This window comes from Nonomuraea sp. NPDC050310 (assembly GCF_040655795.1).
GTDB lineage: Bacteria > Actinomycetota > Actinomycetes > Streptosporangiales > Streptosporangiaceae > Nonomuraea.
In genome coordinates this window covers 184,878-198,918 of sequence record NZ_JBFAKP010000002.1, presented here as the reverse complement: position 1 = coordinate 198,918, position 14,041 = coordinate 184,878, and the positions used below count along the sequence as shown (strand labels likewise).

Genomic DNA, 14,041 nt, shown 5'->3' with positions numbered 1-14,041 from the left:
TCGCCGCCCCCGGAGCCGCCGGCTCCGGGGGCGTTGACGTGTAACCAAGCGCTTGCTACAACGAGGCATGACGCTGTCCCCGCTCGACGACTACCCGGTCCACCAGGCCGCCCAGGTCATGCGGCACGTCGCGACCTCCGATCGCAACTTCTACGACCGGTACTACTTCAACTGCCACGACCGCTCCGGCGAGTTGATGCTCATCGTCGGGCTCGGCCAGTACCCCAACCTCGGCGTCACCGACGCCTTCGCCTGCGTCCGGCGCGGCGACCTGCACCGCGTGGTCCGCGCCTCGCGCGAGCTCGGCGCGGACCGGATGGACACCACGATCGGGCCCTTCCGGGTGGAGGTCCTCGAAGGGCTCAAACGGCTCCGGGTGGTGCTGGAGCCGAACGAGCATGGCCTGTCCTTCGACCTCACCTGGGCGGGCACGATCCCGGCGACGCTCGAACCGCGGCACTTCGTGCGCTGGCAGGAGCGGGTCGTCTTCGATTCGGTACGGCTGGCGCAGACCGGCCGCTGGACCGGGTCCATCAGCGTCGGCGACACCGTGACGGACATCACCCCGGACGCCTGGTTCGGCACCCGCGACCGCTCGTGGGGCATCCGCCCCGTAGGCGAACCCGAACCGCCGGGCATCCAGGTCAAGAACCCCGGCACCTTCTACTGGCTGTACACGCCCATGCAGTTCGCCGACCACGCGATCCTGTGCATCGTCCAGGAGGACGACAAGGGCCGCCGGGTCCTGGAGGAGGCGGTGCGGGTCTGGAACGACGGGCGCGAGGAGGAGTACCTCGGCCGGCCCGAGTACCACCCCGTCTACGCGCCCGGCACCCGTGACGTCCTCTCCGCGACCCTCTCCTTCGCCCCGCCGCGCGGCAAGCCGTTCGACGTGCGGTGCGAGCTGCTGCTGCCGGTGCACCTGATGGCCGGGACCGGGTACGGCCTGGAGGCCGACTGGAAGCACGGCATGTACCAGGGGCCGGGACCGGTGGTGCAGGGCGTGACCTACCGGCTGCCGGAGGACCAGGCCCGGATGTGGGGCCTGGTCGACGCGGCCGGCCGGTTCGAGTACGACGGGAACGTGGGATACGGCCTGTTCGAATACTGGGCCCTCGGGCCGCATCCCTCGTTCGGCTGAGGCCGGGCTCCTCGGCCTACTTGGCCGCGGTGGTGGTGCAGTGCAGGGTCTCGGCGTTGGCCAGGTCGAGCGGCTTGCCGTCGGGGCCCACCGGGGCGGGGAGCGGCTTGCCGTCGGGGCCGACGGCCGGGAGGGCCGGGACGGCCTCGAGCTTGCCCTCCATCTTGCCGCCGACCTCGGCCCTCTCCACCTTGGTCGCGCCCTCGGGCGGCGGGGCGCCCTCGGAGCCCTCGGCGCCCGGGGCGACCGCGGTGGCCATCACGGTCGCGGTGGTGGCCTTGGTCACCGTCAGGGTCGGGCCGCCCTCGCCCTCGATCTTGACCGGCACGCCCAGCTTCACCTCCACCTCCTTGCCGTCGCCCGTCCGGCAGATCGCCACCGTCTCGCCCGGGCCCGCCTCGGCGCCGGGGTCGGCGAGGGCGGAGCCGGTCAGCCCGGTCATCAGGACCAGGACGGCCGCGGCCGCACCGAGCAGTGCTGTCCGTCGCTTGCGCATCGGGATACCTCCAAGGTCGTTCGTTCCGATGGGCAGAGCGTGGCCCCCGGAACCTGAACCCACCCTGAAGGCGGCCGAAATCCTCTTCAGGTTGGCTTTAGGTGACCTGAGGCACGCTGGACCCCGTGCGAGTACTGCTGGTTGAGGACGAGGAACGCCTGGCTCTCCTGCTGAAGGACGGCCTGGCCGGTGAGGGCTTCGCGGTGGACGTGGCCCACGACGGGCGCGAGGGGCTGTGGCTGGCCACCGAGAACCCGTACGACGTGATCGTCCTGGACGTGATGCTCCCCCGGCTGAACGGCTACGCGGTCTGCGCCCGGCTGCGCGAGGCGGGCAACTGGACGCCGATCATGATGCTGACCGCCAAGGACGGCGCCTACGACGAGGCCGAGGCGCTCGACACCGGCGCGGACGACTACCTGGCCAAGCCCTTCTCCTACGTCGTGCTGCTGGCCAGGCTCCGCGCGCTGATCCGGCGCGGCGGGCGGGAGCGGCCGGTCGCGCTCACCGTGGGCGACCTGGTCATCGACCCCGCGGGCCTGCGGTGCAGCCGTGGCGACCGGGAGATCGCGCTCACGCCGAAGGAGTTCGCCGTGCTGCACGGCCTGGCGCGGCGGGCCGGCGAGGTGGTCTCCAAGAGCGACCTGCTGGCCCAGGCCTGGGACTTCTCCTATGACGGCGACCCGAACATCGTCGAGGTCTACATCAGCGCGCTGCGGCGCAAGATCGACGTGCCGTTCGGGCGCAGCTCGCTGGTGACCGTGCGCGGGGCCGGGTACCGGCTGGAGGCGGCGTGATGCGCACGGCGTCGGTCCGGCTGCGCGCCACCCTGGCCGCGACGCTGGTGGTGGCGCTCGCGCTGGTCGTGGTGACGCTCGTGCTGGCCTTCTCGCTGCGCGGCACGCTCTTCCACAACGCCTCGGCCGCGGCGACCCAGAAGGCGCTCACCGCCGCCGCCACGACGACGAGCCTGGGCGTGGTCGAGGCGGTGCCCGCGCAGCGTGCGCTGCTCGACCCGGACGTGGCCTTCTTCACCCCCGGCGAGACGCCGCCCGCCTGGCTGTCCGCCGCCGACGACTACGCGATGGCCCAGGTGGTCGTCGAGGCGCCGCAGGGCGGCGAGACCGTCATCGTCGGCCGGGCCTCCTTGGACGTCGCCGACGACGCCCTGCGGACGCTCACCCAGGTGCTGCTGCCCGGCGTGCCGCTCCTGCTCTTCGTGGTCGCCGGGATGACCTGGTTCGCGGTCGGGCGCTCGCTGCGGCCGGTCGCCGCGATCCGCGGCAAGATGGCCGACATCACCGCCAGCGACCTGCACCAGCGGGTGCCCGTGCCGGAGTCGGGCGACGAGATCGCCGCGCTCGCCATGACCGTCAACTCCACGCTCGACCGCCTGGAGAGCGCGGTCGAGCAGCACAAACGGTTCGTGGCCGACGCCGCGCACGAGCTGCGCAGCCCGATCGCCACCCTCCGGGCCCGGCTGGAGCTCACCGCGCCGCCCGGCCTGGCCGAGGAGGCCCTGGCCGACGTCGACCGGCTGCAGACCCTCGCCGGCGACCTGCTCCTGCTGGCCAGGCTCGACGCCGGCGAGCCGTTGCGCACCTCCGAGGTGGACCTCGGGCAGGTCGCGGCCGAGACGGCGTTGCGCTGGTGCGAACGGGTCACCCTCGACATCGAGCCCGACGTGGTGGTCTCCGGGGTGCGCGGGCACCTGGAGCGGCTGGTGGCCAACCTGGTCTCCAACGCGGTACGGCATGCGGCCTCCGAGGTCGTGGTGCGGGTGCGGGCCACGCCGGAGGGCCTGGCGAGCCTGGAGGTGCTGGACGACGGGCCGGGGATCCCGGTGGAGTCGAGGGAGGCGGTGTTCGACCGGTTCACCCGGCTGGACGAGGCGCGGGCGCGGGACGCGGGCGGGGCCGGGCTGGGGCTGTCGATCGCGCGGGAGATCGCGGTGCTGCACGGCGGGACGCTGGTCGCGGGGGACGGCGGATTCTTCGCTGCCTTTCCCCTGCAGACATTCGCCGGAAAAAGGTGAACGATCAGCGCATGCCGTACGCGAGGAAGATCGATGGAGGCAACGTGCTCTCACGCCGCGCGCTGATCGTCAGGAGCGGAGCCGCCGCCGGGGGCGGGGTGGTGTTCCTGTGGCCGTCCGCGGCCGAGGCCGCCGCCGGGCCGATCCTGGCCAAGACCAAGGACATCCCCGTCGGCGGCGGGAAGGTCATCAAGGGCAAGTACGTGGTCACCCGGCCGAGCAAGGACGTCTTCCGCTGCTTCACCGCCAAGTGCACCCACCAGGGGTGCACGTTGTCGGGGGTCAGCGGCGGGACGATCAACTGCCCGTGCCACGGCAGCAAGTTCCACCTCGCCACCGGCGCCGTGGTCCGGGGGCCGGCCGAGCGCAAGCTCACCCGGCGGAAGATCACCGTCGCCAAGGGCGTCATCCGGCTGGCCTGACACCCCGGCCGCCTAGAACTTGCGGACGAAGACCGAGCCCCGGTGCACGGCACGGAAACCGGCCCGCTCGTAGACGCCGACCGCGCCCGTGCCGTTGTCGGCGTCGACCCCCAGCCCGGCCGTGGTGTAGCCCTGCGCCCTGAACTCGCCGAGCGCGTGCGAGAGCAGGGAGGCGGCCACGCCACGGCCACGCCACTCCCGCAGGGTGCCGATGATCGCGATCCAGGCGGCCTTCTCCCCCGTCGCGGCCGCCTCGCCGGCGAAGTGCATGGTCATCAGGATGCCGACCACCCGCTCGCCGTCCAGGGCGAGGAAGGAGGCCTCCGGCCGGAAGGAGCGGATCCCGGTCATGGTGTGCCGCCAGCTCTCGGCGGTGTGCTCGATGCTCCCCCAGTGGTCGCGGAAGGCCAGGTTGCGCACCGCCCGAGCGCCTTCGTCCAGGTCGGGCGACCATGGAACGATCCCGATGCCGGGCGGCGGCTCGACTCGCGGGGCGGGCTCGCGCAGGTCGGCGCGCATCTCCAGGAACCAGCGCATGCGCTCGAACCCGGCGCCCTGCAGCAGCGCTATCGTGCCCGCGCTCCGGTCGTCGGCGCTGACGTGCAGCTCCAGGGGGCGGCCCGGGTAGTGGCGCTCGTGCAGGCGCGGGGCGGCGTCGAGCGCCCAGTCGAGGATGCGCCTGCCGTACCCGCGGCGGCGGAAGTCGGGGTGCACGCCGCCGGACAGGCGCATCTGGTGCTTGGGCGCGGCGGACTGGCGGATCGGCAGGTAGCCGTAGGCCACGATCCGCTCGCCGTCCCGCGCGGCCAGCGTGCCGTCGGCCAGGTCGAGCAGGGGGTCGCCGAGGGTGTAGCGGATGTCGCCGGCCGTGGGGGTCTCGCCGAGCCGGTCGACCGCGTCCATGTCGGCCACCAGCCGCGCCACTGCCTCGGCGTCGTCCTCGCCGAGTGTCCCCCAGGTGATACTCATGGCTCCTATTTAAGACGGGCGGAGGTGTTGAGGCGATTTGCGATCTTGCGCAGGCCGTCGGCGAAGCTCTCCCGCGTGGTCCGCTCGTAGCCGATGAACAGCCGGTTGGCCAGCGGGACGCCCCAGCGGGCGACGGTGGCGACGTTGTAGACGCGGTGCACCACCAGGGTGCCCGTGCCGTACGGCTCGGCGTGCCACTCGCCGCGATACCACCAGCCGCCCTGCACGGACAGGCCGGTGGCGGTGCGTTCGGTGGTGCCGTGGTCGGGGATGGAGGCGTTCAGCTCGCGGAGCACGGCGGCCGGCGGGGCTTCCACGACGCCGGACACCTCGAGGATCAGCTTCTTCATGGCGGCGACTCCAGGTGGTCGTCGGGCGGGGCTGGGTGCACGTCGTGCGGTGCGGCTCGGTGGAGGTCGTCGAGTGCGGCTCGTTTGAGCGTGTCGGGCCAGGCCAGGTCGCCGCGTTCCACACGGCGCACGACCTCACGCACCCAGTCGAGCTCCGCCCGGGTCAGCGCCAGCTCGCCCTCGGTCTCCAGGGTGAGCACCGGCGGCAGCCCGGACGCGGCCGCCTCCCGCAGGTGCGCCTCCAGCCCGGCGAGCCGGCCTTCGAGGCCGGCCGTACGGGATCTGAGGGCACGCGCCACCTCGGCGGCGGGAAGCACGCCGAGCAGCGAGACGGCGGCCAGGAAGGCCCGCCGGTCGGCGTCGGGGGTGGCGAGCAGGGCGCGCGCGCGCAGCGCGACCTCGTGCCGGCCGGCGTCGGTGATCTCGTAGACGGTGCGCTCGGGCCGCCGGCCTTCGCGGCTGGTCTCGACCGGGACGATCAGCTCGTCCCGGGCCAGCCGCTCGACCGCGTGGTAGAGGCTCCGCGGCAGGCCGGTGACGTGGTCCTTGTGCGTGTCGACGATGAAGCGGTGCAGCTCGTAAGGATGTGCGGCGCGAACCGTGAGCACGGCCAGCACGGTCAGGCCGACCAGATCAGGGCGTCGCGCCATAGTGACTCCTTCTATAGTGCACTTTGCACTATAGGTCGCCGTCGAGCTGGAGGAAAGCCCGCTGGATGGCGGTGTTCGCGAAGTCCTCGGGGAAGGGCGCCTTGCGGATCAGGTCACGCAGGCCCTCGACGTGCGCCCGGCGGGCCAGGTCGGCCATCTCGCGCAGCTCGGCGGCCTGGGCGGCGACGAAGGCGCGGTCGACCACCGCACCGTGGCCCGGCACCACCGTGTCCCCGGGCAGCTCGGCCAGCATCGCGGTGGTCGTGTCCGCCCAGTCCAGCGGGAAGGCGTCGCCGAAGGACGGCGGGGCGCCCTCCTCGACCAGGTCGGCGGCGAAGATCACTTCGGCGTCGGGGACGTGCAGCACGATGTCGTTGTCGGTGTGTCCCCGGCCGAAGTAGCGCAGATGGGCCAGCCGGCCGCCGAGGTCGAGCGTGGCCCGGTCGGTGAAGACCTGGTCGGGCGGGACGATCTCCACCTCCTCGACCTCCGCGCGCCGTTCCTCCTCGATGAAGCCGAGCACGGCGGCCTTCTGCTCCTCGCCGATGCGCTCGATCTCGGCGGCGGCGCGGGCGTGCGCCCAGATCTCGGCCGGCTTGAACATCGCGTTGCCGAAGTGGTGGTCGAAGTGCGCGTGGCTGTTCACCACGGTCCACGGCAAGGGAGTGATGCGCCGGATGGCCTGGATCAGGTCGGCGGCCTCGCGGTGGGACATCCTGGTGTCGAGCACCAGGCACTGGTCGTCGCCGACCACCAGGCCGACGTTGAGGTCGTAGGACCGGTGCCGGCGCACGTAGACCCGGTCGCCGACCTCCTGCCAGGGGGCTTCTTCGCTCATCGAGCCAGCGTAGGACCCGGCGCCCCGACCGGTGGCGGCCGGACTCGGCGAACCGGCCCCCCGGACGACTCGCCGCCCAGCATTTTTGTCATGATATGTCGGTGTTTGTGGACAGGGAGCTCGACGTGCGCGCGGAACGGGAGATCATTCTGCTCCGGGCCGGCCTCGACCAGGCCCGCCACGCCGTACGGCTGAGCCGTACCCCGCCTGGGTCGAGCGGGTCGACGACACCTGGACCCTGGTCGTGCCGGCCACCCCGCGCGAGGACGGCTACGGCTACCTGCGCCTCACCGCCGCCCTGTCCGCCGGCAAGCGGGTGGCGATCTCCGTCGGGCACTTCCGCGGGCACGCCTTCTACTGGCTCTTCCAGGCCGGCAAGCTCCAGACGCACCACATCTGGGGCGCCGAGGCGGACGGGACCGAGCCGGCCGCCTGGGTGCGCGCGCTCGGCGGGCCCATGAACGTCGAATCCCTCACCGCCCTGCACGCCATCCCCGCCGCGCGCGTGGAGGGCGTCCTCGGGCTGCTCGCCCGGGTGACCCGGACGCCGGACGCCTCCCGCTTCCTGGGCGGCGGCTACTCGCCCGGCGACGAGTCGCTGGTGGAGAAGGAGAGCTGGGGGCGGGTGCTCACCCGGCCCGACCCGGACGAGCCCCGGTGGATGACCTCCCTGGTCGCGGCCTCGCGGACGCGGCCTCGGTGGTACCGGATGGGGTCGCTGGCCTTCGCGCTGGTGCTGGCGCCCCTGGCGGCGCTGGCGTGGTGGCGGTGGAGCGAGAGCGGGTCGGGGTGGACGCTGGCCATGTCGGTGCTGCTGACCCTGTACGCGGCCGTCACGCTCTGGGGCGCCCGCCGGCCTTCCACCTGACCGGGGCCGGCCGGATCTGGGGTTCCAGGAAATTGGGCGCGAGCTGACCTGCGAATTCACCGGAAAACCAGATGACAGCCGCCTTCCGGATGTCGCAGTGTAGATCGGGCCGATGAGTTTTGTCGGTACCGCAAGTCAGCATGGGCATGTCCACGACGACGATTCGTGAGAGCGACGGCTGCGAAGCCAGCGGCCGTGACCAGCTTCTGCCCGTCAACCCCGATCGAGGTATCGTGTCCGCCCTTAAGCTTGAATCACCTGAGCAATCCGCTACCGCTCCGTCCGGCCGTACCCCGGCCGTGATCCGCTTGCTCGTGCTCGCGACGTTCGTGGTCATCCTCAATGAGACGATCATGATCAACGCGATCCCCAACCTGATGAGCGCGTTGGACATCACGGGTCAGACCGCGCAGTGGCTGTCCACCGCGTTCATGTTGACGATGGCGGCGGTCATCCCGATCACCGGCTGGTTCCTGCAGCGGGTCTCCACCCGCAGCGCGTACACCACCGCGATGGGGTTGTTCCTGCTCGGCACCGCGTTGGCCGCCGTTGCCCCCACTTTCGAGGTGCTGCTCGCCGCCCGGATCATCCAGGCGTCCGGCACGGCCGTGATGATGCCGCTGCTGATGACCACGCTGATGCAGGTCGTGCCCGAGTCCGACCGTGGCCGGGTGATGGGCAACGTCACGCTGGCCATCTCGGTCGCCCCGGCCATGGGCCCGGCGATCTCCGGCGTGATCCTGCAGTTCGGCTCGTGGCGACTGCTGTTCGCGGTCGTCCTCCCCATCGCGGCGCTGATCACCTGGGGCGGCCTGAAGCGGCTCAAGAACGTCGGCCAGCCCGAGTTCAGCACCATCGACTGGTTCAGCGTCCTCACCGCCGCGGCCGGCTTCGGCGGCCTGGTCTACGGGCTCAGCCTCTTCGAGAGCAGCGACCTGGGCGTGGCCATCGGCGTCGTGAGCGCGGGCGTGCTCGCCATCGGCGTCTTCGTCTTCCGCCAGCTCGTCCTGCAGCGCCGCAGCGACCGCTCGGCCGCGACCGGCTCACGGTCGGCGCGGCGTGACGCCCCGCTGATGGACCTGCGCACGCTGCGCCACCGCACCTACACCGTGGCGCTCATCCTGATGGCGGTCGCCTTCATGGCGATGCTCGGCTCGATGATCCTGCTCCCGCTCTACCTGCAGAACGTCCGCGGCCTCACCGCCTTCCAGACCGGCCTGCTGGTCATGCCCGGCGGTCTGGCCATGGGTCTGCTCGGCCCGACCGTGGGCCGGCTCTTCGACCGCTTCGGCGGCCGGGTCCTGGTCATCCCCGGCGCTGTCGGGATCATGCTCGCCCTGGTCGGCTTCACCCAGGTCACGATGACCATGCCGTACTGGCAGATCCTCGGCCTGCACGCGCTGCTCATGATCAGCCTTGCGGCGACCTTCACGCCGGTGTTCACCCTCGGCCTCGGCGCCGTGCCGCCCTCGCTCTACTCGCACGGCAGCTCGATCCTCAGCACGCTGCAGCAGGTCTCGGCGGCCTTCGGCACCGCGCTGGTGATCACCGTCATGAGCGCCCGCACCGAGGCGCTCCAGCACGAGGGCGTCGTGAAGGTGGTCGCCGACCTTGACGGGATGCGGCTGGCGTTCATCATCGGCGCGGTGATCTCGGTGGCTGTGGTTATCACCGCCCTGCTGTTGCCGGCTCGGGCGGACAACGAGATGGGCGCCCACGCCGGTCACTGACCCCAAGGCGCCTGCCCTGACCGGCAGGCGCCTTTCGGCGTCCCGTTCAGGCTGCCGGGTTCGGTGTGCCGAGGATGCGGCCGGCCAGTTCGTGCAGGTCGATCGGCTCGGTGGTGTCGATCTGGTGGGTGTGGGTGAGGCCGAGTGGGGCTGAGCCGGACTCCATCTCCTTCCACGACTGCTCGTCCAGGGGGACGCCGTGGTGGATGGGGTGCCGGGTCGGCTCTCGCTCGGCGTAGCGCTGCCGGGCGAGGTCGGTGGGGATGGTGCACCTGATCTCGTGGGCGGTGTGCACGCCTGCCTGGGTCAGGCCGGCGGCCACGACCGGGCGCAGGGTGGCGGGCCAGTAGCTGTCGAGGACGGCTCCGCGGGCGGAGTCGGCGAGCAGCCGCCACAGGGTCTCGCCCGCGGCTCGGCCCAGGCGGCGGCTCCACTCGCGCGGCGCGAGGCCGTCGGGCGGGTCGAGGTGGTCGGCGAGGGATTCCTTGATCTGATCCTTGCTGAAGAGCGGCAGGCCCAGTTCGTGGGCGAGGGGCCGGGCCAGGGTGGACTTGCCGGCTCCGGGCAGGCCGTCGACGAGGACGACGAGGCGATGGTCAGGCGGCATTCGGAGATACTGGCACTTTGACACTGACGGGGGCGCGGGCGCGGTGGCTACCGCCGCCCTGGCGGGCTTTCCCTGCCTGTACCCGCCCGTCTGGCTTCCCGCCACCGCGCAGTACTTCGCCCGCTTCGCGGTCGGCGGGGTGCAGGTGGAGTTCAGCACCGTCGAGGTCGAGACCGGCTCCGACAGCATGGAGTGCGTCGGCCGCGGCCCGTGGGAGCACTGCGTGCTGGTCCCCTGCGGCCCGTTCCAAGTGCCGGTCGTCCGCCTCGAACTGCGGCTGGCCACCGAGCTCGTGCGCGACCGGGCCGACCGTTACCAACCTCTGGTCGATCATTTCGCGACGCACGGCTTCGACACGGGTCTGTTGGAGCGGGCGCTGGTTGCGCAAGGCCTCCATGGCTAGGCCGGGATCGGTGCTGGTTCCGTGGTGGGGGTGGGGGCGGCTCGGGGGAGGTTGCGGACGGGCTTGATCAACAGCAAGGCCGCCGCGACGCCCAGGGTGACCAGGGCGGATCCGAGCATGAAGTCCCGGGGGGCGATCACCAGGCTGATCGGGCCGGCGAGGGCCTGGCCGACGGCCATGCCCGCGACCGAGCCGGCCACCTGGTAGGCGTTGACCCGGTTGACGACGTCCGGGGCGACCTGGGTCTGCACGGTCGTGGACCACATCACCGACCAGAAGGCCAGCGCGCAGCCGCCGAGCAGGTGGCCGATCATCAGCGCGGGCAGCGGCAGCCCCAGCGCGACGGTCAACGGCACGGCGACGTACAGGCTCAGCGCCACCGCGCCGGCGGCGAGCGGGCGGCGCGGTCGGAGGCGGATCGCCACGACGCCGCCGAGCACCGTGCCGAGGCCGAGCGCGGCCATCACCCAGCCGTAGTCGGCCCCGATGACCTGCGAGGACAGCGGCACGTACGGCCCGACCACCAGCACGCCCCAGAACACCCAGACCAGGATGACCGACCACATCCAGTTCCTGGCCTTGAACTCCTCCCACCCGCGCCGCAGGTCGCTCAGCACGTCGGAGGGCTCCGGCTTCGGCACGGCGACCCGGATCAGCAGCAGGCACACCCCGCTGACCAGGAACGTCGCCGCGTCCACGGTGTAGACGAAGACCGGCCCGGCGACCATTATGAGCACACCGGCCAGCGCGGGCCCGGCCAGGTGGGTGACCGCTTCGGCGATCTTCAGCGTCGCGTTGGCCCGCTGCGGGTCCTTCGCCACCAGGGGCACCATGCCGTTGACGCACGGCTCGAACACCCCGGCCGCCATGCCCGACAAACCCGCCATCACCAGCAACAAGGGGTACGGCGGAGCCCCGTCCAGGAAGGCGAGCGCCACGATGCCCTGGGTGAAGACCCGCACCACGTCCGCGCCGATCATCAACCGCCGGGCGCCGATGCGGTCGGCGACCACCCCGCCGAACAGCATGACCAGCACCGCCGACGCGGTCCAGATCGCCAGCACGTAGCCGACGCCGGCGATCCCGTACACTTTGCCGATCGCCAGCGCCGAGGCGACGGGCATCATCGCGTCCCCGAGCAGCGAGATCGTGCGGGCCCCGAAGTAGAGGCTGAAGCTCCTCGTCCACATGCCCTTCATTCTGGATTTCTCCAGATCAGAGCACCGGAGTCCGGAATGACATCATTGGGTACATTTGCGCCATGGCCTTGGACTGCCCGGAGACCCCGCCCGCGCCCGTCGATCCCCACCGCGTGGTCGCCCTGGTCGCCCCGAACCAGGAGCTCTATCCGGTCACCTCGGCGTCAGCCGTCTTCGGCTATCACGGGCCGGACATTCCCCAGCATTACAGCTTCACACTGTGCAGCGAAACGCCCGGTTCGCTGCCCACCACCCTGGGTGTGCCGATCCAGGTGGATCGTGGCCTCGACGCCCTCGACGACGCCGACACCGTCGTCATCGCCGGCTGGACGCTCACCCCTTCGCCTGCCGTACTGCATGCGGTTTCCGCAGCGCATGCGCGTGGCGCCCGCATCGTCGCCGTCGCCGCCGGGGTGTTCATCCCCGCGGCGCTGGGGCTGCTGGACGGCCGTCGCGCGTCCGTGCACTGGGAGCTGTCCGCCGAGCTCGCCGCCCGGTATCCGCGCGTGATCCCCGACGACACGGTCATCTACGTCGATCACGGCGACGTCGCCACCGCCGGCGCGTCGGCGGCCACCCTCGACCTCTGCCTGCACCAGGTCTTCCAGGAGTACGGCGCGGCGCACGCCATGCGCATCGGCCGCCAGCTCGCCGCCGGGCCGCACCGGGAGGGCTGCCAGCGGCAATATCCGCCGCTGCCGACCACCGGGCCGATGCCGGACTCGCTGGCTCCCCTGCTGGAATGGCTGCTCGCGCGGCTTCCCGAGCCGGTCACCGTGGAGGACATGGCGGCCTATTCGGGCGTATCCCCACGCACGCTGACGCGGCAGTTCACCGAGCAACTGGGCGTGCCACCCGCCCGCTGGCTGCTCGAACGCCGCCTCGCGGCCACCCGCGCCCTGCTGGAGGACACCGACCTGCCGGTCGAGACCATCGCCACCCGCGTCGGCCTCTCCTCGGCGGTCAACCTCCGCCGCCGCTTTCACACCGCCCTGCGCACCACTCCTGCCGCCTACCGGCGCTCATTCCGCTGAGCTTGTCAGGACTCGTCGTCGAACAGCAGGTTCTTGCCGTTGCCGCGGAACTCTTCGAGCCATTCGGCGATCTGCTCGTCACTGGAGAGGTACGGCTCGCCGGGCCCGGGCCGGAGGTCGATGCCGTACAGGTGCATCAGGCCCCACCACACGAGCTCGTCGTCCACGCCGGGCTTGTCGGCGTTCACCCATCGAGCCGCCCAGCGGTTGGCGTCTTCCCTGGTGACGGTGCCGTCGAGCAGCCCGGTGAACTGGGCTTCGATGTCGGCCTGCGTCGGTGCGGTAGTCATGAGGTTAGGATGTCACGCGCTCCCGACAATGCCTTGTGGTATGTAGTACTTCACATTATTGTACGGATGCACCGCGACGAAGATCAACGAGAAGCAGACGATCTCCACCTGCGCCAGAGGCGCCACCGGCCTCCAGCACCGCGTCGTCATCCGCTGCCTGCGGCCTCGCGGCTACTACGGGGACGAGGGCGCGTGGGTCAACCCGGGCGAGACGCCGATCGCGAGCTGCAACCCGGGCGATGACGACTACTTCGACGCCATCCGCACCTGGTGGGCCGAGACCCGGCCCGCATCCGCATATCGCTCTTAAGAGGGATACGAGAGTTCGCTCAGCTCGGCGATGTCCGGAAGGCCGCACGAAACCAGGATTGGGGACATCACCGCAGCCAAGGAGCTACCGAGATGTCCCCGAAATTCGCCTTCGTCGCCGCCCCTGTCCTCACCTTCGCCTACGGCGTGATCCGCCTGCTCGACGGGCTGGACGGCAGCCGCGGTCCCGGCCTGGCCTGGACGACCGGGCACCTGGCCTTCATCGGGGCGCTCGTGTTCTTCGCCGTGACCTTTCATGAAATGCGGCGAATGGCCGGGGGCGGGCGGCTGGCGGCCGGGCTGGCCTGGACCGGATATGTCGGCATCACCACGCTGATCACCCAGTTCGCCATCGACATCGTCATCGGGTTCCGGTCGGCCGACCACGCCGCGATGGGCGTGCAGTTCGACCAGGTCCAGGCGATTCCCGGGGTGCAGCAGGTGATCTACGACTTCGGGCCGGCGTTGTTCTTCGTCGCCCAGATCGGGCTGGTCCTGCAGCTTGCCGTACAGCGCCGGGTCAAGGCGTGGACGCCGGTCCTGGTGATCGCCGATGTGCTCGTGCCGTTCGTGGAGAAGGACTTCATGCCGGTCGGCGCCGCCTTCCTGCTGATCTCCTACCTGGCCGTGGCCCGGGTCTCCGTCCCGGCGGTACGGCCTGCCGTACCGGCTGCTGTGTGATGCGGGCAGAATGCCGCCT

18 protein-coding genes are annotated in these 14,041 nt (G+C 71.3%); 10 read left to right on the top strand and 8 right to left on the bottom strand.

Going from position 1 to position 14,041, the window contains the following annotated elements:
- The first annotated feature begins 67 nt into the window (after positions 1-67).
- The gene (locus tag AB0I67_RS07055; protein ID WP_357918935.1) at positions 68-1,141 is read left to right on the top strand and encodes a hypothetical protein; all 1,074 of its coding nucleotides are present in this window, start codon (positions 68-70) and stop codon (positions 1,139-1,141) included.
- A gap of 16 nt (positions 1,142-1,157) precedes the next feature.
- On the opposite strand, the gene AB0I67_RS07050 is transcribed toward AB0I67_RS07055, so the two are convergent.
- Positions 1,158-1,637, bottom strand: coding sequence for a hypothetical protein (locus tag AB0I67_RS07050; protein ID WP_357918932.1), 480 nt, complete (start codon positions 1,635-1,637; stop codon positions 1,158-1,160).
- A gap of 125 nt (positions 1,638-1,762) precedes the next feature.
- On the opposite strand from AB0I67_RS07050, the gene AB0I67_RS07045 reads away from it, so the two are divergent.
- From AB0I67_RS07045 to AB0I67_RS07035, 3 genes are read left to right on the top strand one after another with little or no spacing between them, the layout of a single operon-like run.
- A complete protein-coding gene (locus AB0I67_RS07045) occupies positions 1,763-2,434 on the top strand; it encodes a response regulator transcription factor (RefSeq protein ID WP_357918929.1) in 672 nt (223 codons plus the stop codon).
- Positions 2,434-3,672, top strand: a complete 1,239-nt coding sequence (locus AB0I67_RS07040; RefSeq protein ID WP_357920369.1) for a HAMP domain-containing sensor histidine kinase — start codon at positions 2,434-2,436, stop codon at positions 3,670-3,672. Before AB0I67_RS07045 ends, AB0I67_RS07040 begins: the two co-directional genes overlap by 1 nt.
- 44 nt (positions 3,673-3,716) lie before the next feature.
- Entirely contained in the window at positions 3,717-4,094 is a 378-nt protein-coding gene (locus AB0I67_RS07035; protein ID WP_357918926.1) for a Rieske (2Fe-2S) protein, read from the top strand.
- A gap of 12 nt (positions 4,095-4,106) precedes the next feature.
- Here AB0I67_RS07035 and AB0I67_RS07030 read toward each other — a convergent pair whose 3' ends face one another.
- Genes AB0I67_RS07030 through AB0I67_RS07015 form a run of 4 tightly spaced genes read right to left on the bottom strand, consistent with a single transcriptional unit; the run spans position 4,107 to position 6,901 of the window.
- Positions 4,107-5,063, bottom strand: coding sequence for a GNAT family N-acetyltransferase (locus AB0I67_RS07030; RefSeq protein WP_357918923.1), 957 nt, complete (start codon positions 5,061-5,063; stop codon positions 4,107-4,109).
- 5 nt (positions 5,064-5,068) lie between these two features.
- On the bottom strand, positions 5,069-5,413 hold the full coding sequence (locus tag AB0I67_RS07025; protein ID WP_357918920.1) for a hypothetical protein: 345 nt from the start codon (positions 5,411-5,413) through the stop codon (positions 5,069-5,071).
- Entirely contained in the window at positions 5,410-6,063 is a 654-nt protein-coding gene (locus tag AB0I67_RS07020; protein WP_357918917.1) for a PadR family transcriptional regulator, read from the bottom strand. Before AB0I67_RS07020 ends, AB0I67_RS07025 begins: the two co-directional genes overlap by 4 nt.
- 28 nt (positions 6,064-6,091) lie before the next feature.
- Complete coding sequence (locus AB0I67_RS07015; protein WP_357918915.1) at positions 6,092-6,901, bottom strand: MBL fold metallo-hydrolase; 810 nt, start codon at positions 6,899-6,901, stop codon at positions 6,092-6,094.
- 244 nt (positions 6,902-7,145) lie between these two features.
- Here AB0I67_RS07015 and AB0I67_RS07010 point away from each other — a divergent pair, with 244 nt between their 5' ends.
- Both AB0I67_RS07010 and AB0I67_RS07005 read left to right on the top strand, forming a co-directional pair.
- A complete protein-coding gene (locus tag AB0I67_RS07010) occupies positions 7,146-7,769 on the top strand; it encodes a hypothetical protein (protein ID WP_357918913.1) in 624 nt (207 codons plus the stop codon).
- A 299-nt stretch (positions 7,770-8,068) separates the two neighbouring features.
- Entirely contained in the window at positions 8,069-9,499 is a 1,431-nt protein-coding gene (locus AB0I67_RS07005; protein WP_357918910.1) for an MDR family MFS transporter, read from the top strand.
- A gap of 46 nt (positions 9,500-9,545) precedes the next feature.
- On the opposite strand, the gene AB0I67_RS07000 is transcribed toward AB0I67_RS07005, so the two are convergent.
- Complete coding sequence (locus AB0I67_RS07000) at positions 9,546-10,106, bottom strand: AAA family ATPase (protein ID WP_357918907.1); 561 nt, start codon at positions 10,104-10,106, stop codon at positions 9,546-9,548.
- Positions 10,107-10,149: 43 nt separating this feature from the next.
- Here AB0I67_RS07000 and AB0I67_RS06995 point away from each other — a divergent pair, with 43 nt between their 5' ends.
- Complete coding sequence (locus AB0I67_RS06995) at positions 10,150-10,509, top strand: hypothetical protein (protein ID WP_357918904.1); 360 nt, start codon at positions 10,150-10,152, stop codon at positions 10,507-10,509.
- Here the strand turns inward: AB0I67_RS06995 and AB0I67_RS06990 are convergent.
- A complete protein-coding gene (locus AB0I67_RS06990; RefSeq protein WP_357918901.1) occupies positions 10,506-11,699 on the bottom strand; it encodes an MFS transporter in 1,194 nt (397 codons plus the stop codon). The genes AB0I67_RS06995 and AB0I67_RS06990 overlap by 4 nt on opposite strands.
- Positions 11,700-11,770: 71 nt before the next feature.
- On the opposite strand from AB0I67_RS06990, the gene AB0I67_RS06985 reads away from it, so the two are divergent.
- The gene (locus AB0I67_RS06985; protein WP_357918898.1) at positions 11,771-12,742 is read left to right on the top strand and encodes a helix-turn-helix domain-containing protein; all 972 of its coding nucleotides are present in this window, start codon (positions 11,771-11,773) and stop codon (positions 12,740-12,742) included.
- A gap of 5 nt (positions 12,743-12,747) precedes the next feature.
- Here AB0I67_RS06985 and AB0I67_RS06980 read toward each other — a convergent pair whose 3' ends face one another.
- Positions 12,748-13,032: a hypothetical protein gene (locus AB0I67_RS06980; RefSeq protein ID WP_357918895.1), complete on the bottom strand. Its 285-nt coding sequence runs from the start codon at positions 13,030-13,032 to the stop codon at positions 12,748-12,750.
- Positions 13,033-13,090: 58 nt separating this feature from the next.
- On the opposite strand from AB0I67_RS06980, the gene AB0I67_RS06975 reads away from it, so the two are divergent.
- Positions 13,091-13,342, top strand: coding sequence for a hypothetical protein (locus AB0I67_RS06975; protein ID WP_357918892.1), 252 nt, complete (start codon positions 13,091-13,093; stop codon positions 13,340-13,342).
- A gap of 92 nt (positions 13,343-13,434) precedes the next feature.
- A complete protein-coding gene (locus tag AB0I67_RS06970; protein ID WP_357918890.1) occupies positions 13,435-14,022 on the top strand; it encodes a hypothetical protein in 588 nt (195 codons plus the stop codon).
- Positions 14,023-14,041 lie beyond the last annotated feature (19 nt).